This window comes from Flavobacterium sp. CLA17 (genome assembly GCF_013112255.2).
GTDB classification, from domain to species: domain Bacteria; phylum Bacteroidota; class Bacteroidia; order Flavobacteriales; family Flavobacteriaceae; genus Flavobacterium; species Flavobacterium circumlabens.
Genome location: NZ_CP068294.1, coordinates 4614865 through 4637534, shown reverse-complemented (window position 1 = coordinate 4637534; position 22670 = coordinate 4614865). Strand labels below are relative to the sequence as shown.

Below are 22670 nucleotides of genomic sequence, written 5' to 3'. Positions count from 1 at the left end.
TCCGCTTTTTTAATAAAGCAGAACCTTTTTTTATGCAATATAAATTTCGAATGGTATTAGTTAATGAAAAGTTAATAAATAGGTTTTTTGCTATGTATTTAGAATAAAAATTATTTTTGTTTATCAAATAACCACTAAACCGAGAATAAATGAAGAAATTTTTCATTTTTACTACAATGGCAGTTTTTATGCTGTTTTCTACTAACCAATTTGCCCAATCCAACAAAAAGAAATCTAAAAAAGACGAAGCTGTCGTTGCGCCACCGGAGAAAAAATCAGAAGCTACAATTAAGGAATACAGTAAAGTAATTACGAAAGATGCTGTTTCTGATCCGGGGCTTTTCACGGTTCATAAAGTCGAGAAAAAGTATTATTTCGAGATTCCCAATAATTATTTAAACAAGGATATGCTTTTAGTGAGCAGACTTTCTAAATTGCCTTCTAATCTGGGAGGCGGATATGTAAACGCAGGTTCAGAAACCAATGAGCAATTAATAGTCTGGCAGCGTTTTCAGGATAAAATCCTAATCAAATCAAAATCATATAATGCGGTTGCCAATGATACTTTGCCGATTAGCATTTCGGTAAAATCTAACAATTACGAACCAACCTTATTTGCTTTTGATATTGTCGCTTTTAGCAAAGATTCCGCAAATACGGTTATTGACGTAACGAAGTTTTACAGTACTGACGTAAAAGCAATCAGCGGAATATCAGCCGAAATGCGTGAAACGTATAAAGTAAAAGGACTGGATGATTCGAGAAGTTTTATCAATACGATTAAAAGTTTTCCGATGAATATCGAAGTCATTCAGGATATGACTTACAATGCTTCAAAACCATCCGTGCTGGAAGATACAGAATCAATCAGTATTCAGATGAATCAGTCCATGGTTTTGTTACCGGAAGTCCCGATGAAACCGAGATTAGCAGATCCCAGAGTAGGCTGGTTCACCGTAAGTCAATACGACTACGGAAGTAATGAATTGAAATCTGACCTTAAAACGTACATTCGCCGCTGGAGATTAGAACCAAAAGATCCTGAAGCGTACAACCGAGGAGAATTGGTTGAACCGATTAAGCCAATTGTTTATTATTTAGATCCTGCAACGCCTGAGAAGTTGAGAAAATACATCAGGCAGGGAATCGAAGAATGGCAAAAACCATTTGAAGCTGCCGGATTTAAAAATGCCATTATTGCCAAAGATGCGCCAACCAAAGAAGAAGATCCGGACTTTAGTCCTGAAGATGTTCGTTATTCTGTGATTCGCTATGTAGCAAGTACCACCCGAAATGCAGTTGGACCAAGTGTTTCAGATCCCAGAACCGGAGAAATTATTGAAAGCGACGTAATCTGGTATCATAACCATTTGCGTTCTTACAGAAACCGCTATTTGTTAGAAACCGGAGCTGCAAATCCGTCCGCGAGAACATTACAAACCAGTGATCAGGAAATGGGAGAAATGATGCAAATGGTAATCGCTCATGAAGTAGGACATGCTTTGGGATTCCCGCATAATATGGGCGCGAGCTGTGCTTATGATGTGGAGAGTTACAGAAATGGAGATTTTACACAACAAAACGGAATCTCGGCAAGTATCATGGATTATGCCCGTTTTAATTATATCGCACAACCCGGTGACAAAAACATTCGTTTTATTCGTAAAATGGGTGCTTATGATCAGTATGCAGTAAATTGGGGATACAGAGTGATCCCGAATGCCAAATCTCCTCAGGATGAAGCAGCAACTTTAGATAAATGGATTCTGGAGAAAGCCGGAAATCCATTATATAAATTCGGAAAACAAAGCAGTGCTTTTGACCCGACTTCCCAAACAGAGGATATTGGAAATAATTCTATGAAAGCAAGCGCTTACGGAATGAAAAACCTGGAATATGTAGCCGGACATTTGAATGAATGGACGAGTACTGTAACCAATAATTATGAAGATCTCGATGAGCTGTACAAGGAAATGCTGGAAGTATGGAGCAGGTATGTAGGTCACGTTGTCACCAATGTGGGCGGTGTTTATGAAAATACCAAAAAACCAAATCAGGCGGGAAGTGTTTACGAAGTAGTGCCGAAAGCAAAACAAACAGAAGCGATGAACTGGCTTCAAACAAATGCTTTTGCTTCGCCAACGTGGATTGTAAATGTTAATACCTTAAAAAATACCGATTTTGCGGGTTATTCAGAAAGGTTTAGAAGCTTGCAGGTGCGACATTTGAATAGTTTACTAAGTATTGGTCGCATTGGCCGATTAATGGATAATGAAATTCTGGGTGCAGATACTTACAAAGCCCTGGATTTATTAAAAGACACCCGAAGAGGAATCTGGAAAGAAGCCGTAACGCCAACGAATGTAACCATATACAGAAGAAATTTGCAACGCGGTTATATCGACAGAATGGGCGCTTTGATGACTGAAGAAATTAAGCCAACAGACCGATCAGTGATCTATTACAATGTAGCACAGTCTGATGTAAGGGCTTTGGTTCGTGGGGAATTAGGCGCATTAAGAAGTACGCTTGCAGCAGCAAAAGCAAGACCTGTAAACACTGAAACAAAATACCATTATGAAGATTGTATGAAAAGAATTGATTTAATACTTAATCCAAAATAGGAAATATAAAAAACAAAAAAGAGGCTTTTAAAGCCTCTTTTTTTTGATCTCAATTACATTTTATCTTTTCGGTGATCTTTCATTTTGTCCTGATGTGCTTTTTGAATAACCGCCCATTCTTTATATTGCTCAGCATTCAGAATAGCTTTCATTTTGACATCTGTTGCTTTGCGATCTTCTTTCATTTGTTTTTTCATAGCTTCTTTTTCCGCAGCAGTTGGTTCTGCACCGGCATCTTTTCGGCTCTTTTTCAGCATGGCCATTTTGGTACTTCTGTCAGATAGAAGTTCGCCTACTTGTTTTTGCTGATCGGCATTCAGGTTTAGCTCCGTTGTTAATTTTTGCAAATGTGCCTGATCGCGTTCCTGTGGAGATTTCATATCTCTTTTGCCTTTATGACCGCCTTTGTGTTCTTTTTTTAGAGCCGTCCATTTGGTGTACTGATCGGTATTTAAAATCGCTTTCATTTTAGCATCGTTTGCGGCTTTTTCAGTTTCCATTTGTTTTTTAAACGCTTCCTTTTCTTCAGCAGTAGGTTTTACTTTACTGTCTTTTTTAGCATCTCTGAATTTTTCTGCTTTAGCACTTCTTTCTGCCAGTAGTTGTTTTACCTGATCCTGTTGTTTTTTATCTAAATTCAATTCAGCAGTTAATTTTTGTAAATGTTTTTCATTACGCTGTTCCGGAGTTAATCTTTCTTTTTGATCACGTGCCGGTTTCTGATTGATGTCCTGTGCAAAACTTACTATTCCAACGAATAATAAAGCTGCGATAAATAATTTTTTCATAATTCGTTTTTTAAAGATTTATATTGATTAGACTTCAAGAAGTTTGCTAAGTTTAATCAGATTGTGAGATTTATCTTTTAATTAACAGAAAGTATTAAGGAAAGCATAATGCAGTTCGAAAATAAAAAAGAGACGATTGAAGCCTCTTTTTGTACACTATAATTAGTTGTTTTTATCTTTGCGTTCTCTCATTTTTTCTCTGACCTTATCTCTTTTTTCTTCCTGAAGAGAGGTCCATTTTTTATATTGGTCAGCGTTCAGGATGGCTTTCATTTTGGCATCATTTGAAGGAACTTCTTCGTCCATTTGTTTTTTGAAAGCCGCTTTTTCTTCAGCAGTAGGTTTTACATTACTCTCTTTTTTTGCTTTACGGGCTTCTTTAAGACTTTCCACCTTTGCACTCCTTTCGGCTAACAATTGTTTGATCTGAGTTTGCTGATTGGCATCCAGATTTAATTCAGAGGTCATTTTCTTTAAATGCTTTTCATTACGCTGCTCCGGAGTCATTCTCTCTTTTTGATCGCGGGCAGGTTTTTGATCCATGTCTTGTGCAAAACTTGCTAGTCCAACGAATAGCATAGCTGCGATAAATAATTTTTTCATGATTTTGTTTTTTAAGTTTATGTCAGTTAGACTTTGTAAAATCCCTTAGGTTTAATCGATTAGTCGTATTTGTGAAATTTTTAACGCACTGAAAATCATTAATTAAGAGATTAACTGATTTTTGTTAGGATAAGATTCAGAATTAATTCTTAAATTTAAGAAATTATAAATGCAAATAAAAACTGACAATATATGAATTCAGCAGCATCATTAAATGAAAATAAAATTGCTTTTTTTTCAACACAGCCTTACGATAAAACTTTTTTTAACCAATACAATGAGTTTGGTTTCGAATTGGACTTTTTCGAAACACAGCTCAATCCGCAGACTGTCACTTTAATTCAGGAGTCTAGTATTGTATGCGTTTTTGTAAACGATATTGTCAACGAAGCTGTAATCAAACAATTGGCCGAAAAAAACGTAAAGATTATAGCTTTGCGTTGTGCCGGTTTTAATAATGTTGATTTAGAAGCTGCTAAAAAATACAATCTTAAAGTTTGCCGTGTTCCCGCCTATTCGCCTCAGGCAGTTGCAGAACATGCTATGGCCATGATTTTGACCTTAAACAGAAAAACGCATAAAGCCTATAACAGAGTCCGGGAACAGAACTTTTCGTTAAACGGATTATTGGGCTTTGATTTATACGGAAAAACAATCGGAATCATCGGAACAGGCAATATCGGAAAAGCTTTTGCTAAAATAGCTTTAGGTTTTGGATGCAAAGTATTGGCGTATGACATTGTAACCAATCTTGAAATGGAAAAAGACGGTGTTGTTTTTACTACCTTAAATAATGTTTTCAAAGAAAGCGATATCATCTCACTGCATTGTCCGTTAAACGAACAAACGAAGCATGTAATTAAGGAAGAATCAATTGCTTTGATGAAAGACCACGTTATGATTATCAATACCAGCAGAGGAGGACTGATCGAAACGGCTGCTGTAATTGAAGGATTAAAAGAAGGCAAAATTGGTTATCTCGGAATTGATGTGTACGAGCAGGAAGAAAAACTGTTCTTCAGAGATCTTTCAGCAGACATTATTCAGGATGATGCCATTCAGCGTCTGATGAGTTTTCCGAATGTTTTGGTTACGGCACATCAGGCTTTCTTTACCAATGAAGCTTTAACGCAGATTGCTTTGGTCACCTTCAATAACATAAAAGCATTGCTGACAGAACATGATATTGAAAATAAAGCAGCTTTGCTGGTTTAATTTAATGGCAAACCTGTCAGGTTTATCAGTCGAATATTATTTAGGTTTTAAACATATAAAAGATAATAATTATGAAAAGTAAAATTGTAATAGCATTTGCAATTCTGGCACTATATTCCTGTCAGAACAAAGACAAAACCGAATCAAAAAGTATCATTAAAACAATTGCCGAAGACACCTTGTCTAAAACAGTTGCCGGAACTGCTGATGTCAGTAAGGCTTCTCCAAAAAATGATAAAGCAGTCGAACTGATTCGCAAACAACTAAATATCCTGTTGAAGAAAGAGCTTCCGGCAATGACAAAAGACAATCGCTTTTTTTATTACGATGCTTTCGATTTAAACAACGATAAGAAAAATGAATATTTCGTTGGTTTTTCAAATCCCTATTTCTGCGGAAGCGGAGGCTGTTCCGGTTATATTCTAAACAATGACGGAAGTGTAATCAATTCCTTTACCGTAACCGATTTTCCAATTGTTGTAACAACTTCATCAACGGAAAAATTCTACGATCTTATATTTGAGACTGGAGGAAAATTTCATCAATTAAAAATGAAGAATGGTAAATATCCATCAAATCCATCCGTTCAGGAAAAAGTAAAAGGTGATGTACCAAAAGAGAGTACAAAGGTTTTGGATATTCAGGGAAAGAAATTGGAGAAGTATTCGTTTTAAAATAATAAACCCGACAGTCCCGAAGCTTCGGGATAAAACCTGTCGGGTTTGATATTGTTAAATCCCAATTTTTGAATTTGGTATTTCTAAAATTGGAATTTTAAAATTACTCTGTAAGTTCCACAAATTTAAACTCACCTTCAACAGCCACTTTTGTTAAACCATGTTTAGATAAATTTTTCATTGATGCATCCCATTTTTTACCGCTTAAATTAGCAGTAATTTTTAATTGCTGAAGATCCATTTTATTTTCATTTCCTTTCAATAAATCTACAATAAATTTTTCTTCATCAGACAATTCAATCTGAGCTTGTTTTTTCTCCGGACGCATTTGCGGGAACAATAAAACTTCCTGAATAGAAGCGTTATTGGTTAAATACATAATCAGACGGTCCATTCCAATTCCCATTCCGGAAGTTGGCGGCATCCCATATTCAAGTGCTCTCAGGAAATCTTCGTCGATTATACCATTTGCTTCATCATCACCTTTTTCAGCCAGACGCATCTGGTCTTCAAAACGCTCACGCTGATCAATCGGGTCGTTCAGTTCAGAATACGCATTTGCGATTTCTTTTCCACAAACCATTAATTCAAAACGCTCTGTAAGCTCCGGATTATCGCGGTGTTCTTTACATAACGGTGACATTTCTTTAGGGTAATCGGTAATGAAAGTAGGCTGAATATAATTTCCTTCGCATTTCGCACCAAAAATTTCATCAATCAATTTTCCTTTCCCCATTGTTTTATCAACGTCAATTCCCATTCCTCTTGCTGCGTCAAACAATTCCTCTTCTGTTTTACCCGAAATATCAAATCCGGTAAAATGTTTAATAGAATCCGTCATTGTTACGCGGGCATAAGGTGCTTTAAAGTTGATTTGATGCTCACCAAAAGTAGCTTCGCTGGTTCCGTTTACGGCAATAGCACAATGTTCAAGCAAACCTTCTGCAAATTCCATCATCCAGTTGTAGTCTTTGTAGGCTACGTATATTTCCATGGCGGTAAATTCAGGATTATGCGTTCTGTCCATTCCTTCATTTCTAAAGTTTTTAGAGAACTCATAAACACCTTCAAAACCACCAACAATTAATCTTTTTAAATACAATTCGTTCGCAATACGCATGTAAAGCGGAATATCAAGCGAATTATGATGCGTGATAAAAGGTCTCGCCGCAGCTCCACCGGGAATTGACTGTAAAACCGGAGTTTCCACTTCAAGGTATCCGGCATCATTAAAATAGCCACGCATAGCGGTGTACAACTTCGTACGTTTGATGAAGTTTTCCTTTACTTGTGGATTAACCGTTAAATCTACATAGCGCATTCTGTAGCGTAACTCAGGATCGTTAAAGGCATCGTGTATATTTCCGTCCTCATCTACTTTTGGTAAAGGAAGCGGGCGTAACGTTTTGCTTAAAAAAGTAAATCCGTCCACGCGAATACATTGTGCACCAACTTTCGTAGTAAACAATTCACCTTCAATACCAATAAAGTCGCCTAAATCGGTTAATTTTTTAAAAACCTGATTGTATAAAGTTTTGTCGTCACCTTCACACAAAACATCACGATTCACGTACAATTGAATACGGCCTTCGCTATCCTGTAATTCAGCAAAACAGGCTTTTCCCTGATCTCTCACACTCATCAAACGTCCGGCAACGATCACCTTCTTACCTTCTTCGAAAGACTCCTTAATTTGCTTAGAAGTATGATTTACAGGAAAAAGATTAGCCGGATAAGGATTGATTCCTAAGTTGCGTAAGTTTTGAAGTTTCTCTCTTCGAATGATTTCTTGTTCAGATAAGGCCATTATATACTGTTTTTTAAGTGTGCAAAGATAAACAAAAGAATGTAGATTTCAGAATGCAGATTTCAGATTTTTTGCAGCAGTATTTTATCGTATTTCAATCGCCTTTTGTCCCGCTATCCACTAAATCTTTTTTTGCAGAAAAAGCAAAAAAGGATACCGCTTCTATCGGGGCTAGGGTAGAAATTTTAGTTTTTTAAAAGACGTTTTGGCTGGGACGGTTATCAACACTGTATTTGAAAATTAGCTGTAAGGAATTAAGCAAAACCTCATTATCTTAGCCATTCAAAACCTCAGAAGCTTTTAGAAAAAAAATGAAATACATTTCAATATTAATACTAGTAATTCTGCTAACGAGTTGCCGGATTACAGAAACCATTCACTTAAATGCAGACGGAAGCGGAACTATTGAAGTCGTTACTTTTCGGGACGAAAACAGTTATATGCAGCTGGCAGGTGAAAATTATTCCAGAGAAGAAGAATTTCAGGATACCACTTATGTTTTTAGTGCGTATATCAAAAAATACAACGAAACATTTTTAAAATATACGCCCGAAGAACAGAAGTTATTTCAGCAATATTCCAATGTGAAAGTGCATCTTAAGAAGAGTTCATTCGAAAAAGAATTTCGGGACGTGTTTTCGCTGAACTTTAGTAAAATTTCAGAAGTTCCTGATTTGTATAAAACCGAGAATTATGCTGATGATATCAAATACAACTATGCTTTAACAGCAGAAAATCATTATTATAAAGTTGCTTATGCTTTTGACGGAAAAGTTTTTAAACGTCTGGTCTCTATTACAAATGAAACTGAATTACAAAAAGCAAAAGAGGAATTTAAAAAGATTGATCCCAAATATGCTTCGTTAAAACTCACGCAGCTTTATACGTTAAAGTATCATTTTTCCGGAAAAATAAAATCAGTTTCAAATCCAAAAGGAGTAATAAGTTCAGATAAAAAATCAGTTACAATAGAGTTCGTGCTTTCAGACTGTCTGCAAAATCCGGAAAGTACAAGTCTGGAAGTAGTTTTGGAATAAAGTAGCTGAACAATTAAAATTACTCTTCGTATATTTGAGCAAAAATAAACCACGATGAAATTATATAAATTACTTGCTTTTTCTTTTTTACTAGCTGCACTTACAAGCTGTACTTTCACAGAAAATATTTATGTAAACGATAACGGAGCCGGGAAATTCTCTGTAGATATGGACGGTTCTTCTCTAATGGCAATGGCCGGTGACCAAATTGGAAGTCAAATGGGAGCTGAAGCAAAAAAGGATATTGATTCTACGTTTACCTTCAAACAACTATTTGCAGCAAAAAAAGACAGTATCGCAAAGCTTTCCCCGGAAGCCCAAAAGGAACTTAAAAAAATAGAAAACTTTGTAGTTCACACTAAAATGAGCAGTGAAAAGAAAGAGTTTTTAATGACACTTTCTACAGATTTTAAAAACGTAAATGAATTGCAGGATATCTTGCAGACACTAAGTACTTTTCAGAAATTAGAGCAGGGCGCAAGTGCTGCTGCAAGTCCTTTTGGAAGTAATTTCGGCAATAATAACAGCAAGCTAAGTTATACCTACAACGGAAAGAAATTTACCCGTACAGCAGTAATTGACCAGCAAAAAGGGGCTGAAAAAGCAAAAGATACGACAGCGGATATGTCTAAAATGATTTTTTCCTCGTCTAATTATATTCTAAAATATCATTTCCCGAAAAAGATTAAAAAGGTATCTAATCCGGACGCTTTGTTTAGTGAAGACCGAAAAACAATTACAATTCAATACCCTTTTACGGATTATATGGAGAATCCCGACAAACTCAACTTTGAAGTAGAGTTTGAAAAATAATAAAAATGAATAAAAAAATTCAACTTCAGGATTTAGGAAATAAAGATTATAAATCGACCTGGGAATATCAGGAGGAACTTTTTAAGGATATTGTCGACTTAAAAATAAAAAACAGAAGAGAAGAGCTCGATTTGCCAACACCCAATTATTTGCTGTTTGTAGAGCATCCTCATGTTTACACTTTAGGTAAAAGCGGTGATTTGGAAAACCTGCTTTTAAACGAAAAACAACTCGAAGCCAAAGGGGCTACTTTTTATAAAATCAATCGCGGTGGTGACATTACGTATCACGGCCCCGGGCAAATTGTAGGGTATCCGATTTTAGATTTGGAAAACTTCTTTACCGATATTCATAAATATTTGCGTTTTCTGGAAGAAGCTATTATTCTGACATTGAAGGAATATGGTTTGGAATGTGGCCGAAGCGAAGGAGAAACCGGAGTGTGGCTAGGGGTTGGAACTCCATTTGCGAGAAAAATTTGTGCACTTGGTGTGCGTGCTTCACGCTGGGTAACCATGCATGGATTTGCCTTAAATGTCAACGTAGATTTAGGTTATTTTGATAATATCATACCCTGTGGAATTCGTGGAAAAGCGGTTACCTCTTTGCAAGTAGAATTAGGTGTGGAAAAAGTGGATGAAGAAGAAGTGAAAGCCAAAATTATGAAACACCTTACCCGTTTATTTGAAGCTGAATTTATTCAGGAATAATTATTTAAAAGAAAAAGAATGAAAGATTCTGAAGAAAATAACAATTACAGAATTGCTGTTCCTTCAGAATTTGAATCTGTTTTTTCTCATTTCTATTTTGCTGAAAATAAAACGGATTTCCCCGTGATAAAAACGCTGCTGCCCAATTTCCAGACAATACTGGTTTTTAGTTTTGGAGTAAACGTATCTTTAAAATCACAACACAATACTACACTTGAAGCTGAAAAATGCCTTGTTTTAGGCCCAATAAAACAGGCTTTTGATTATACTTTAGAGCCAGGTTCTGAAATTCTGGTGGCTAATTTTAAGGAAGATGCTTTTTACAGATTTTTTGGAAACGCCCTTTTAACACATTCTTTGCCGATTCATCCGGATGCTTTAATTGCTGAAAATTGTTTCAGTGCCTTATGGGAAGAATTAAAATTAATTCCGGACACCCGGGATCGCGTAAATTATATCCTGGATTTTTGTAAACCTTATCTGCGAGAACAAAATACCATAACGGCACTTCTGGCTGATTTTAAGGATGAAAGTTTAAATCCCATCAAAGCGATTGCTTCCAGAACCAACCAGACAGAAAGGAATATTCAGCTGAACCAGAAGAAATTTTTCGGTTATACCGTTAAAGAAATCAGTCGTTATGAGCGCTTTTTAAAAGCGGTTGAGCAAATCCAGAAAAATACGCAGACCGATGCAAAAACAGACTGGCTGGCTATTGTAGCCGATTGTGGGTATTACGACCAGAGCCAGCTGATACATGATTTTAAACACTACATGAATTTGTCTCCGACAAAATTCCTGAAATTTCAACAAGATATCTGTAGCGCTAATGATTTTTAGTTTGTTTGAATTTCGTAACTTTGCGAAATGGAGAAGACAGAAACTATAGAAGATTTTTATCGCAGCAAACTCAATTTTATGCCTGATAACCTTAAAAAAGAAATCGGACATTTTAATGTATTTGTGTTGGATGATTTTATGGGCTGCAGTGCAAAACCAATTCCGTACAGCCGTAAGGATTATTTTAAAATCAGTTTGATTATTGGTAAAAACAGAGTTCATTATGCCGATAAGATTGTTGAGATCGACGAACAGGCCTTGTTCTTTGCCAACCCGCAGATTCCGTATAATTGGGAACAGTTAGAAGAACACCAGACCGGTTTTTTCTGTGTGTTTACGGAAGCTTTTTTCCATCAGTTCGGGAATTTGAAAGAATATCCGGTTTTTAAACCAAACGGGAGTTTTATTTATTCGATCGACACTGAACAAACAGAGAAAATCAAATTGATTTACAGGCAGATGATGGAAGAAATTAATTCTGATTATGCGTATAAATATGATTTGCTTCGCAACCTGGTTTTTGAATTGATTCACAGTGCGATGAAAATGCAGCCTGCCAATCTTTCGGTAAATCAGCATTCTAACGCTTCAAGCAGGATTTCATCTTTGTTTCTGGAATTATTGGAAAGACAGTTTCCGATCGAAAATTCAAGACAGCGTTTTACATTGCGTTCTGCAGCAGATTTTGCCAATCAGTTAACGATTCATGTGAATCATTTAAATCGGGCTTTAAAAGAAACCACTCAAAAAACCACTTCAGAAGTTATTGCGGAACGTCTTTTACAGGAAGCCAAAATTCTTTTGAAACACACCGATTGGAATATTGCTGAAATTGCCTATAGCTTAGGATTTGAAGAGCCTACGCATTTTAATAATTTTTTCAAAAAGAATATTCAGCTTACACCCCGACAATTCCGTACTGTTTGAATTTTGTAAGTAATGGTTTGAATTTCGTTATCCCTGACCTGTACTTCCGGCCTAATTTTGCCTTGTAATTAAAACAATATAAATTATGGAAACTAAAAAAGTATGGTTTGTAACAGGAGCCTCAAAAGGTTTGGGTTTAATCTTGGTTCAGAAATTATTAAGAGAAGGTTTTAGAGTCGCTGCAACTTCAAGAGATATCAATTCATTAATTAAAGAAGTTAGCGCAGCATCAGAACAGTTTTTGCCTTTAGAAATGGATCTGGTTACAGAAAGCAGTGTTCACGCGGCGGTTGCCAGAACAATTAGTCATTTTAAAACAATAGACGTTGTGGTAAACAACGCAGGTTATGGACAGATCGGTACATTGGAAGAACTTTCTGATGAAGAAGCAAGACAAAATTTTGATGTTAATGTTTTCGGTTTGCTAAATGTTATCCGCAACACAATGCCTCATTTCAGAGCCAACAGATCAGGTCATTTCTTCAATATCTCTTCTATTGGAGGATATCACGGAGGTTTTCCGGGTTGGGGAATTTACTGTTCTACTAAATTTGCCGTTTCCGGTCTGACGGAAGGTTTAAAAGCAGAGGCAAAAGCTTTCGGAGTAAAGGTAACGTTGGTTTATCCGGGTTATTTCAGAACCAGTTTCCTGTCTTCGGATTCTATGGGATTGCCTAAAAATCCGATTGCGGATTATGAAGAAGCACGTCAGTCTGTATTAACGCATCAAAATGAAATTAATGGAAATCAGCCGGGAGATCCTGAGAAAGCGGTTGCGGCTTTAATTCAGATCAGCAAAGAAAAAAATCCGCCACTGCATTTGTTCTTAGGTGAAGATGCCTACAATATGGCAAATGCTAAAATTGAAGAAGTTGAAGCTGAACTGGAAGCGTGGAAAGCGATGACAATTGCAACAAATTTTTAATAAATTAGAATTTCAAAAAAAATCCCTGATCATTTCGACAGGGATTTTTTTGTTTGGGGCTGATTTCGGTATTTCGTTTTCTTACAATTGTGCCTCAAACCTGTGTTTTACATTTGTCCTGTTAATCTTTAAAACATAAAAACATAAAAACATAAAAACATAAAAACATGAAAAATTTAATCATTTATGCGCACCCGAATTCAGCTAGTTTAAATCATTTTTTTAAACAAACTATTGTGGAAAGTCTTCAGGAATCGAATCAGGAAATTGAGGTTCGTGATTTATATCAGATCAATTTTAATCCGGTTCTTTCTTTAAATGACATGAGTGGACAACGAATAGGGAAAGTGGCTGATGAAGTAAAAACAGAACAGGATTTTATTGCCTGGGCAGACCGGATTATTTTTGTTTATCCGATTTGGTGGACCGGAATGCCGGCTATTATGAAAGGTTATATCGACCGCGTTTTTAGTTACGGATTTGCATACCGATACGATCAAGGAATTCAAAAGGGTTTACTGACAGGAAAAAAAGCAATCATTGTAAACTCCCACGGAAAATCTAATGCAGAATATGAAGCGACCGGAATGGATAAAGCTTTGGCTTTGACTTCAGATACCGGTATTTTTAAGTATTGCGGCTTAGAAATTCAACAGCATTTTTATTTCGATAAAGCAGACAGAGCTTCTGCTGAGTCTATTGAAGATTGGAAAGATCAGATTGAAGTGGCTTTTAAATTCAATGATCAGGTCTCTGTTTTTGGATGAAATAATATTTTGAAAAAAAATATAAGATGAATTGTTTGGAGGCAGGGCTCTGAGTAGTTTTTTTATGTTAAATTTGGGTTGGTACTTTAATTCAAGCTTAACTAAATAAACTGATGACTTATGAGAAAAATCTACTTCCTTTATTTTCTTTTTATGCTTAATAGTCTTTTTGCTCAAAAGAAAGATAAATTAAATCCGATTGTGGTTTATGAAAAAGCGTGGCAAGAGCGCAATAGCGATGCGAGGTTAAAATTAATCAAAACAGTCTGGCTGGACGACAGTACTTTTGAGGATCCTTCGGCTTCTATAAAAGGGGCAGTTGCATTGAATAATGTGATAAATGAATTTTATAAAAAATTCCCGGATGCTGTAGTAACATCAGGTGTAAAAGTTGTAAAAGACAATTATGTAAGCTGGGACTGGAAAATTCTGGATTCAAAAAATAAACTTATAATGTCCGGTCGTGATTTTGCTCGTTTAAATGGTAAAGGTCAGGTGAGTAAAATAATTGGTTTTTGGAATCCGGAAGCCACTTTATCGGAATCGGATATTTTAAAAAATCTTGAGACTGATAATTTGAAAGTTGTCGAAAAATATTACGAATGTCTCTTTAAAACCAGGGATTTTACAGCAATGGCAACCTTAATTGAACAAGGTGCTATTTATAACCAGGCGGAAGGACTTCCTTATGGAGGAACGTATACAGGTTTTGAGGAATGGACTAAAATGTATGCCAAATCGGCTGAATTTTTTGAGATGCAAATAGAGAAGGAGCCTGTTTATTTTAGCGATGCTTCCAAAAATGAAATAATTATTTATTGTACCCTGAAGTGCAAATCAAAAAAATCAGGAAAAACACTTTCAATGCCGATTTCGGAACATTTTGATTTGAAAAACGGAAAAATTACGGGAATCAGATCCTTTTATTTCGATACAAAACAATTTGCTGAATTCCTGAAAAGTAAAAGATAATAAAGCAGTTAAAGCATTCACAGCTGGATGTACTTTCCCATTGTTACCAAACAAAAAGACTTATGCCTTCGATAAGTCTTTTTGTTTTTTAAAGGTCTAAGCTCAGTTGCTCGGGAAGCAGCCTGAAACTCATTCGATGGTATTTGGTAGGGCCATATTTTTTAATGGCTTCACGATGTTCTTTGGTCGGATAACCTTTGTTCTTTTTCCAATTGTACATCGGGAATTCTTCGTGAATTTGATCCATGTATTCGTCGCGATAGGTTTTTGCTAAAACAGAAGCCGCGGCAATACTCAGGAATTTAGAATCCCCTTTTATGATACTCTGACTCGGAATAGACTTTAATAATTCTATCTCTATTGCAGAAAATTGTTTTCCAAAAGTATTTTTCAGGCCCAGTTTGGCATTTATAGCACGATTGCCATCAACAATAATAAATTCAGGAATCTGATTTAATTTCAGGATACATTCGTGCATTCCCTTCATGGACGCGTTTAGGATATTGATTTCATCAATTTCATTCGGATGCAAATGCGTAACGGCAAAACAAACGGCATGATGTTCTATAATTGGTTTTAATTTTTCTCTGACCTTTTCGGACAATTGTTTACTGTCATTTAAAAATTCATTGCTGAAATCAGGAGGTAAAATGACGGCCGCGGCGGTTACGGGGCCTGCCAAACAGCCTCTTCCGGCTTCATCTGTACCAGTTTCAAAAACAAATCCTGAGAAATTTCTTTCAAGCATAACTTTGATGGAGTGATTACGAGGGCAAATATCAGAATACTTTTCAAAACAGTGTTGTTTTTGTCAATATTTTAAAATGGCGCCTGTATTTTGAGTTTTTTACAAAATGTAGTTTCTTTTTTTTTGTCATAAATAATTAAGTGACTTAAGTGTTAAAATGTGTTAAATTCTTTAGTGTGAAGAATATATTTTTTTGGGTATTTTTTTATGAATAACACATGTTTAGGGAGGGAAAGGCAGTAATTATTAATCAAGTGTTAAGCTTACATTAAAAAAAAATAACTTTAAGGGTCGAAAATGTTTGTTATTTTAAGAAATAATTAAGAAGTTTGCTAGATACTAATTCAAAATAAATTCAAATGAAATTAAAATTACAATGGATCTATACACTCTTAGTAGTGTTGTCTGTGCAGTTTTCTTTTGCACAAGAACGAGTTATTACCGGAGTTGTTTCTGGTGATGCAGGAGTTATTCCAGGAGTAAACGTTGTTGTAAAAGGAGCAAAAACCAGTGCTCAAACAGATTTTGACGGAAGTTATTCTATTAAAGCAAAAACAGGGGACGTTCTTGTGTTCTCTTATGTAGGTATGTTAGATTTAACTGCTACAGTTGGAACGGCATCTACATTAAGCGTTACATTAAATGAATCGCAAAAAACGTTAGATGAAGTGGTAGTTGTTGCTTATGGTAAACAAAAAGCAAAAGCAATTGTTGGTTCGATTGCTACAATAGGTTCAGACGTACTTCAGACTCAACAAGCAACAAGTGTTTTGTCAGCTTTGCAGGGTAGTGTTGCGGGGGTAAGCGTAATTGCTGCAGGTGGACAGCCGGGTGAGAATCCTGTAATTCGTATTAGAGGTACTGGTTCTATCAATGCTTCGACTTCTCCTTTAGTTGTTTTGGATGGGGCTCCTTTTGGTGGAAATTTAAACGCAATAAGTGCGGATCAAATTGAAACAATCAGTGTTTTAAAAGATGCGTCTTCAACAGCTTTATATGGTTCAAGAGGATCAAATGGAGTAATTCTTATTACAACTAAAAGAGGAAAATTGAATTCTGCACCTAGAGTTAGTTTTACCACACAAGTTGGATTTGCTGACAATGCAGTTAAGTTACATGAGCTGTTAGGCTCTGATGATTATATGAAATATACATGGGAAGGTATCAGAAATACTAACCAATATGTTAATCTTCAAGCTCCGGCACTTGCGGGTACAAATGCATCAAACTCTTTAGTTTCCAGATTAGGTTATAATCCGTACACAGTTGCTCAACCTGTGGATGCCAATGGAAATTTAGTTACTACCAATAAAAAATGGGATACTAATTGGGAGGATTTATTATTGAACGATGCTGCTGTAAGAAAAGAGCATACGTTATCTCTTTCAGGAGGTAGTGATAACACAAGATATTTCTTTACATCCAATTATTTGTCTCAGGAAGGAAATGTTAAGACTTCAAAATTTGAACGTATGACCACTCGTTTAAGTATTGATACGAAGGTTAATGAGTGGCTTAAAGCTGGTGTAACAATGTTTTATTCAACATCGGATCAGAATTTCCCAACACAAAGCGGTTCAAGTTTTCAAAGCGCAGTACAGTGGATTTATACAATTCCATCTATATACCCGGCTTTCAGAAGAGATGGTGCTGGTGATTTAGTAACTGATGACAAGGGTAATACTATATATGATTATGGATCAGGAGCAACAGGTCAATTATTAAATGCTACCAGACCTCAATTAAGTACTGAAAATGCTCTTGGGGCGCTATATAATTACAAAATAGGATATAAGCGTGATAATTATACTGCAAATGCATATTTAGAATTTACATTAGCCAAAGATTTGACTTTTAAAACGAATTTAGCTTATGATAAATATTTATATGACAATTTTGAATATTCCAGTAACGAATTTGGTAATGCTGCAAGTGTAGGAGGAAGAGTTACTCAGAATAGAGATATTACCACTTCTGTCAATTTCTTTAATGGTCTGAACTATAAAAAATCGTTTGGAGATCATAATTTGTCAGCAGATTTAATCCAGGAAGCATATCAGTTTAAAATAGATGCTTTGGGAGCTCAGGGAGAAGGATATTTACCTGGTGTACAAGTTTTAGATGGTAGTACAACACCAACAAATGTGTCCGGATCTATTTCTGAAGAAAGAATATCTAGTTATTTGGCACGTTTAGCTTATAACTATAAAGAGAAATATTTCGTTGAAGGTTCTTATAGAAAAGATGGCTCTACAAGATTTAACAGGGATGTTAGATGGGGTGATTTTTATTCTGTTGGAGGATCTTGGTTAGTATCAGAAGAAAGCTTTTTGAAAGACAATACAATTCTTAGTGAATTAAAATTAAGAGCATCTTATGGAGAATTAGGAAATCAGAAAACTCTATATACTGCTACTGGTAATGCTAATTATTTTCCGGGACAACAAGCTTATGAAACAGGTTGGAATGAATTAACTAATACAGGGATTGTACTAGGAGGTGCGGTTGATAAACTACTTACGTGGGAAACAACAGCTACGATAGATTTTGGAGTAGATTTTGGTTTATTTAATAATAGAATAACAGGTACAGTAGATTATTATTCTAAAAAGAGTATTGATTTAATTAACAACAAGCCTACACCAGGTTCAACAGGAAATACTAATATTATTACGAACTTAGGATCACTTAAAAATTCAGGATGGGAATTTTCATTAAATAGTAAAAATGTTCAAACACCTAACTTTGTATGGAATACTGGATTGAATTTTTCTACTGAGAAAAATGAAATTACAGAACAGCCTCAGGCAAGTATTATTGTTGGTACAAAAAGATATGAAGTTGGTCGTTCATTGTATGAGTTTTACATACAGGATTGGGCAGGTGTAGATCCGGCAACCGGTTATGGAATGTGGTACAGAGATGTACTAGGAACTGATGGAAAACCAACAGGGGAAAGAGTAACTACCAAAACTTATGCTCAGGCTACAAGATATTATGTTGGTAAATCATCTTTACCAGACGTGACAGGAGGTTTTACCAACTATTTCAGATATAAAAATCTTGATATGAACATTTTGTTCAACTTTAGTGTTGGATCATATATTTATGATAGTAGTTATGCTGGTTTAATGGAAGGTTTCAAATCTCCTGGTAGAGCGGGTAGTCAGGATCTTGAAGGTCGTTGGCAGAAGCCCGGGGATGTTACAAATGTTCCTTTGTTCTTAGCTTCCAATAATGATTTTAATAGTCAGTCAACTCGTTTTTTATATAAAAATGATTACGTTAGACTTAAAGCATTAAATTTTGGATATAATTTTCCACAAAGTGTTCTTGACAAGACTAAGCTTTCTAAATTGAGATTGTATTTCCAGGGAGATAATTTATTGACGTTCCAATCTCATAAAGGAATTGATCCTGAACAAAATATTGGAGGTACTACCAATAGTAGATCTTACAATCTTAGGGTGATTTCTTTTGGTCTTAATATTGAATTTTAAAAATATATATATGAAAACTTTAATTTCAAAATTTTTCATTGCCATAACGGCATTGTTTATACTAGTGGGTTGTAGTGATGAATTTCTAGACGAACCGAAACCAACTAATACCGTTTCTGCAGATATTGCTTTTGGCTCTCGAGAAGGTACAGAGGCTTTGATTTCCGGAATAATGAGACGTTTCAGAGGACAGTATACCTCTACGGATGCAGCGGGTCTGAATTCTATGTTCTTTGCAAGAAGTGTAAAAGGAAATGACTTAATAGAAACAGACAACTGGTTTGGTTTTGATTATGCGAATGATAATCGTGAACCAACCTACAGGAGAACGACGTTTACCTGGAACTATTGTTTCTACATGATTAATCAGGCAAATACTTTAATTAACGGTGTTAACGCAAGTACTGCATTATCTGAAGGGGATAAAAAAGAATTAGCTGCATACGGTCATGCCTTAAGAGGGTTTTTCTATCATCAATTGGTAATGGAATTTGCTCCAACCTATTCTGCGGATATAAATTTTCCGGCACCGCCTATTTATACAGAGACCTCTTCAACTGGAAATCCAATGTCTACTGTTGGTGAAGTATATAAGTTAATTGTAGATGATTTAACAATTGCTGTTGATGGATTAACCGAAGACAGATTAGGAAAATCATATATCAATAAAAATGTTGCAAATGGAATCCTTGCGCAAGTATATCAGGTAATGGGTAACTGGGAAGGTGCTAAAAATGCTGCAATTGCTTGTTACGGAGGTGATCCTGAAGCAGTATTAGATGCAGAAAGCTACCGTTCCGGATTTGATGATATTGATAATGTTGAATGGATTTGGGGTAGTGCACAAACACCTGACCAATCTAATTATTATTGGAATGCACCAGCCGTTTTTATTGATCATAAAGGACCTTATGATGCAACTTATGTTAATAGAGATTTTGTAGCTTTGTTTTCTGCTACGGATGTCAGAGCTTATTTCGCAAGAAAGAGTGCTTCAATAACAGATATGAATGATCATAGATATTGGATAACGAATAAGTTTACTTTCTCTTTTGAAGGAGATAATGTAATTATCAGATCTCCTGAAATGATTTTGATTGAAGCTGAGGCAAAAGCAAGATTAGGAGATAACGGAGGAGCAAAAACTTTGCTTTATACCTTACAGTTAAACAGAGATGTAAATGCAATCGAATCGACTAATACCGGAGCTGCTTTGATAGAAGAAATTTTGGTAGAAAGAAGAAAAGAACTTTATGCTGAATGTGGTGTAGAGTGGTTTGATGCGAAACGTTTGAGAAGAGGTATTACCAGAACTGGTAACCACAGAATTGGAGCTGCCGGTAGTTTAACTGCAGACGACAAGAAATTTTTCTTAAAAATTCCACAGGCTGAAATTGATGCTAACCCATTTATTGAGGATGCTGTAAATGCAAACAGGTAATAAATAATTGCATAAAAATTTTTAAAGGCTGAGCTTGATTTACTTCAAGCTCAGTTTTTTTTAGACTATATCTGATTTAGATTTCTTGTAAAACAATTATTTTTAGGAATATGTTCAAAATATTTCACCACTCTCTGTCGTTTGCTTTAGGAGTGTTTATTTTTCTCTGCTATCTTTACGTTGCAAACTTATAATATGTTTTTTTATACGTTTTTATCTTTTACCTTTGCTCAGTAAATTTTTGCCGAAATAATTATCTATAAAGTGATCACATGAGAATATTCTTTTTTTTATATCTATTAGTAGTGCCTGCAGTATTGTTTTCTCAGGAAAAAAACACTCCTAAAAGCAGTTTGGATATGAATACAAAATATTCAAGTATTACGGATACGCTAAAAAAGAAAAAAGCTAAAATTGCGACCATAGATCAATATCAGATTATTACGCTGGAGCATGATACCACTTATGCCGATACCTCATTAACGTTAAAAAGTGCTTATAAGCAAAATTATCTCAGAAAAGATAATTTCGGACTTTTGCCCTTTTCTAATATTGGACAAACCTATAATACCTTACAATACAGTTTAACCGATTTCTCACCTTATCCTGAACTGGGTTTTAAGGGTAAACATTTTAATTTTCTCGAGGCGAACCAGATTCAGTATTATTCTGCAGCAACTCCTTTTACAGAACTGTTTTTTAATACAACAATCAATAAAGGGCAGAACGTAGATTCGTTTATTACGTTAAATACCTCAAAGAATCTTAATTTTTCTATGGCCTACAGAGGGTTGCGTTCAGAGGGAGATTATATCAATCAGTTGGCAAGTACAGGAAATTTCAGGTTTACTACAAGTTATTTTACAACAGATAGAAGATATGTTTTAAAGGCACATTACACCTATCAGGATATTTTAAATGAAGAAAATGGAGGAATCACAACACCCGAAGATTTCGAAAGCGGTGATAAGGATTTTAACAATCGTCAGCGATTACAGGTTTATTTAACAGATGCCAAATCCTTTTTAAAAGGAAGACGTTTATTTTTTGATCATGCCTTCAGAATTAATCCAAAAGAAGGAAACAATAATTTGTATGTGACACATCAGTTTAATTATGAAAATAAATTTTACGAATACAATCAGGCCACTGTTACTTCTACTGTAGATAACCGGTCTGTAAACCGGTTTGGAAATTCGTATCTGACAAGTGGAATAAACGATCAGACGCATTTCGAAAAATTATACAACAAAGCGGGTCTGGCTTATGAGAATTCACTTTTAGGAAAATTCAATTTCTTTATAGACGATTACAGATCGAACTATGAATATAACAGAGTGATACTTGATACAAACGGAGTTGTTGCCATTCCCAATAATCTTTACAGACAGATCAATAATGTTGGAGGGCAGTATGAATATCAGAAAAACAAATGGAATGGTCGATTTTTATATTCAAGATCCATCACCAATCAGTCACTGTCTGATTTAGATGCGAAATTAAGATATACTTTAAATGATAAAATCAAATTTGATTTTAGATATCAGAACATTAATAAACTGCCTAATAATAATTATAACTTATATCAAAGTAGTTTTATAAAATACAATTGGTCGAATAACTTTAAAAACGAAAAAATAAATTCAATTAGTGCTAATGTTTTTACCCCCTGGTTAAATGCTGAGGTACAATATTCAGTTTTAAAAGATCATTTATATTTTGAAGATGTTTCTAATCCTGCAGAAATTGCCGCTCAGACACAAATTGTAAATCCTGCCCAATATGGTAATGCGATCAATTATTTGTCTTTAAAAGCCAGCCGTGAGTTTAAATTTGGACCATTTGCATTAGACAATACACTTTTATACCAGAAAGTAGATCAGTCTGATTTAATTTTAAATGTTCCAGATTTTGTCACCAGAAATACATTCTATTACTCAAGTTACTTTTTTAAGAAAGCCTTATACATTCAGACCGGAATTACCTTTAATTATTTTACAGAATATTATGGGAATTCATATAATCCGGTTGTTGGAGAATTTTTTGTCCAGAACGATAAAAAAATTGGAAATTATGCCAACTTTGATTTCTTTGTAAATGGCCGAATTCGCCAGACCAGATTCTATTTAAAAGCCGAACACTTTAATGCTGCTTTTGCGCAAAATAATTATTACTCAGCTCCTGATAATCCCTATCGTGATTTTACAATCCGATTTGGTTTAGTTTGGAATTTCTTCCAATAAAAATCAGCATCTGTTTCAATTTTAAACCAAATA

18 protein-coding genes are annotated in these 22670 nt (G+C 35.2%); 14 read left to right on the top strand and 4 right to left on the bottom strand.

The window, feature by feature from the left end:
* The first annotated feature begins 149 nt into the window (after positions 1–149).
* A complete protein-coding gene (locus tag HAV12_RS19030) occupies positions 150–2624 on the top strand; it encodes a zinc-dependent metalloprotease (protein WP_171571023.1) in 2475 nt (824 codons plus the stop codon).
* 53 nt (positions 2625–2677) lie between these two features.
* Here the strand turns inward: HAV12_RS19030 and HAV12_RS22955 are convergent, their stop codons facing one another.
* Together HAV12_RS22955 and HAV12_RS19020 are read right to left on the bottom strand one after the other, a co-directional pair.
* Positions 2678–3412 carry a hypothetical protein gene (locus HAV12_RS22955; protein WP_240345192.1) on the bottom strand — a complete coding sequence of 245 codons (735 nt, stop codon included), beginning with the start codon at positions 3410–3412 and terminating at the stop codon, positions 2678–2680.
* 162 nt (positions 3413–3574) lie between these two features.
* Entirely contained in the window at positions 3575–4015 is a 441-nt protein-coding gene (locus tag HAV12_RS19020; RefSeq protein WP_171571022.1) for a hypothetical protein, read from the bottom strand.
* Between the two features lie 192 nt (positions 4016–4207).
* Here HAV12_RS19020 and HAV12_RS19015 point away from each other — a divergent pair, with 192 nt between their 5' ends.
* Positions 4208–5230: a 2-hydroxyacid dehydrogenase gene (locus HAV12_RS19015; protein ID WP_171571021.1), complete on the top strand. Its 1023-nt coding sequence runs from the start codon at positions 4208–4210 to the stop codon at positions 5228–5230.
* Between the two features lie 71 nt (positions 5231–5301).
* Positions 5302–5904: a hypothetical protein gene (locus HAV12_RS19010; protein ID WP_171571020.1), complete on the top strand. Its 603-nt coding sequence runs from the start codon at positions 5302–5304 to the stop codon at positions 5902–5904.
* Positions 5905–6010: 106 nt separating this feature from the next.
* On the opposite strand, the gene lysS is transcribed toward HAV12_RS19010, so the two are convergent.
* Positions 6011–7714 carry a lysine--tRNA ligase gene (lysS, locus tag HAV12_RS19005; RefSeq protein WP_171571019.1) on the bottom strand — a complete coding sequence of 568 codons (1704 nt, stop codon included), beginning with the start codon at positions 7712–7714 and terminating at the stop codon, positions 6011–6013.
* 311 nt (positions 7715–8025) lie between these two features.
* On the opposite strand from lysS, the gene HAV12_RS19000 reads away from it, so the two are divergent.
* From HAV12_RS19000 to HAV12_RS18965, 8 genes are all read left to right on the top strand, one after another.
* Positions 8026–8751: a hypothetical protein gene (locus tag HAV12_RS19000; protein ID WP_171571018.1), complete on the top strand. Its 726-nt coding sequence runs from the start codon at positions 8026–8028 to the stop codon at positions 8749–8751.
* A 54-nt stretch (positions 8752–8805) separates the two neighbouring features.
* Positions 8806–9564 (top strand): hypothetical protein, encoded by a 759-nt coding sequence (locus HAV12_RS18995; protein WP_171571017.1) that lies wholly within the window; start codon positions 8806–8808, stop codon positions 9562–9564.
* A 5-nt stretch (positions 9565–9569) separates the two neighbouring features.
* Positions 9570–10274, top strand: a complete 705-nt coding sequence (gene lipB / locus HAV12_RS18990) for a lipoyl(octanoyl) transferase LipB (protein ID WP_171571016.1) — start codon at positions 9570–9572, stop codon at positions 10272–10274.
* Between the two features lie 18 nt (positions 10275–10292).
* The gene (locus tag HAV12_RS18985; RefSeq protein ID WP_171571015.1) at positions 10293–11114 is read left to right on the top strand and encodes a helix-turn-helix domain-containing protein; all 822 of its coding nucleotides are present in this window, start codon (positions 10293–10295) and stop codon (positions 11112–11114) included.
* A 27-nt stretch (positions 11115–11141) separates the two neighbouring features.
* Complete coding sequence (locus HAV12_RS18980) at positions 11142–12041, top strand: AraC family transcriptional regulator (protein WP_171571014.1); 900 nt, start codon at positions 11142–11144, stop codon at positions 12039–12041.
* An 85-nt stretch (positions 12042–12126) separates the two neighbouring features.
* Positions 12127–12966, top strand: a complete 840-nt coding sequence (locus HAV12_RS18975; RefSeq protein ID WP_171571013.1) for an SDR family NAD(P)-dependent oxidoreductase — start codon at positions 12127–12129, stop codon at positions 12964–12966.
* A gap of 167 nt (positions 12967–13133) precedes the next feature.
* Positions 13134–13733, top strand: coding sequence for an NAD(P)H-dependent oxidoreductase (locus tag HAV12_RS18970; RefSeq protein WP_171571012.1), 600 nt, complete (start codon positions 13134–13136; stop codon positions 13731–13733).
* 120 nt (positions 13734–13853) lie between these two features.
* Complete coding sequence (locus HAV12_RS18965) at positions 13854–14705, top strand: nuclear transport factor 2 family protein (protein ID WP_171571011.1); 852 nt, start codon at positions 13854–13856, stop codon at positions 14703–14705.
* Between the two features lie 88 nt (positions 14706–14793).
* Here HAV12_RS18965 and HAV12_RS18960 read toward each other — a convergent pair whose 3' ends face one another.
* Positions 14794–15453 (bottom strand): ribonuclease HII, encoded by a 660-nt coding sequence (locus HAV12_RS18960; protein WP_132038174.1) that lies wholly within the window; start codon positions 15451–15453, stop codon positions 14794–14796.
* 359 nt (positions 15454–15812) lie between these two features.
* Here HAV12_RS18960 and HAV12_RS18955 point away from each other — a divergent pair, with 359 nt between their 5' ends.
* From HAV12_RS18955 to HAV12_RS18945, 3 genes are all read left to right on the top strand, one after another.
* Positions 15813–18953, top strand: a complete 3141-nt coding sequence (locus HAV12_RS18955) for a TonB-dependent receptor (protein ID WP_171571010.1) — start codon at positions 15813–15815, stop codon at positions 18951–18953.
* Positions 18954–18963: 10 nt separating this feature from the next.
* Positions 18964–20394: a RagB/SusD family nutrient uptake outer membrane protein gene (locus tag HAV12_RS18950; RefSeq protein ID WP_171571009.1), complete on the top strand. Its 1431-nt coding sequence runs from the start codon at positions 18964–18966 to the stop codon at positions 20392–20394.
* A gap of 272 nt (positions 20395–20666) precedes the next feature.
* The gene (locus HAV12_RS18945; RefSeq protein ID WP_171571008.1) at positions 20667–22637 is read left to right on the top strand and encodes a putative porin; all 1971 of its coding nucleotides are present in this window, start codon (positions 20667–20669) and stop codon (positions 22635–22637) included.
* The last annotated feature ends 33 nt before the right edge of the window (positions 22638–22670 follow it).

What these genes read in the sequence shown, in the direction of transcription:
- HAV12_RS19030 (WP_171571023.1), top strand. Translation starts at nt 150, where the DNA reads ATGAAGAAATTTTTCATTTTTACTACAATGGCAGTTTTTATGCTGTTT.
- HAV12_RS22955 (WP_240345192.1), bottom strand. Translation starts at nt 3,412, where the DNA reads ATGAAAAAATTATTTATCGCAGCTTTATTATTCGTTGGAATAGTAAGT.
- HAV12_RS19020 (WP_171571022.1), bottom strand. Translation starts at nt 4,015, where the DNA reads ATGAAAAAATTATTTATCGCAGCTATGCTATTCGTTGGACTAGCAAGT.
- HAV12_RS19015 (WP_171571021.1), top strand. Translation starts at nt 4,208, where the DNA reads ATGAATTCAGCAGCATCATTAAATGAAAATAAAATTGCTTTTTTTTCA.
- HAV12_RS19010 (WP_171571020.1), top strand. Translation starts at nt 5,302, where the DNA reads ATGAAAAGTAAAATTGTAATAGCATTTGCAATTCTGGCACTATATTCC.
- lysS (WP_171571019.1), bottom strand. Translation starts at nt 7,714, where the DNA reads ATGGCCTTATCTGAACAAGAAATCATTCGAAGAGAGAAACTTCAAAAC.
- HAV12_RS19000 (WP_171571018.1), top strand. Translation starts at nt 8,026, where the DNA reads ATGAAATACATTTCAATATTAATACTAGTAATTCTGCTAACGAGTTGC.
- HAV12_RS18995 (WP_171571017.1), top strand. Translation starts at nt 8,806, where the DNA reads ATGAAATTATATAAATTACTTGCTTTTTCTTTTTTACTAGCTGCACTT.
- lipB (WP_171571016.1), top strand. Translation starts at nt 9,570, where the DNA reads ATGAATAAAAAAATTCAACTTCAGGATTTAGGAAATAAAGATTATAAA.
- HAV12_RS18985 (WP_171571015.1), top strand. Translation starts at nt 10,293, where the DNA reads ATGAAAGATTCTGAAGAAAATAACAATTACAGAATTGCTGTTCCTTCA.
- HAV12_RS18980 (WP_171571014.1), top strand. Translation starts at nt 11,142, where the DNA reads ATGGAGAAGACAGAAACTATAGAAGATTTTTATCGCAGCAAACTCAAT.
- HAV12_RS18975 (WP_171571013.1), top strand. Translation starts at nt 12,127, where the DNA reads ATGGAAACTAAAAAAGTATGGTTTGTAACAGGAGCCTCAAAAGGTTTG.
- HAV12_RS18970 (WP_171571012.1), top strand. Translation starts at nt 13,134, where the DNA reads ATGAAAAATTTAATCATTTATGCGCACCCGAATTCAGCTAGTTTAAAT.
- HAV12_RS18965 (WP_171571011.1), top strand. Translation starts at nt 13,854, where the DNA reads ATGAGAAAAATCTACTTCCTTTATTTTCTTTTTATGCTTAATAGTCTT.
- HAV12_RS18960 (WP_132038174.1), bottom strand. Translation starts at nt 15,453, where the DNA reads ATGCTTGAAAGAAATTTCTCAGGATTTGTTTTTGAAACTGGTACAGAT.
- HAV12_RS18955 (WP_171571010.1), top strand. Translation starts at nt 15,813, where the DNA reads ATGAAATTAAAATTACAATGGATCTATACACTCTTAGTAGTGTTGTCT.
- HAV12_RS18950 (WP_171571009.1), top strand. Translation starts at nt 18,964, where the DNA reads ATGAAAACTTTAATTTCAAAATTTTTCATTGCCATAACGGCATTGTTT.
- HAV12_RS18945 (WP_171571008.1), top strand. Translation starts at nt 20,667, where the DNA reads ATGAGAATATTCTTTTTTTTATATCTATTAGTAGTGCCTGCAGTATTG.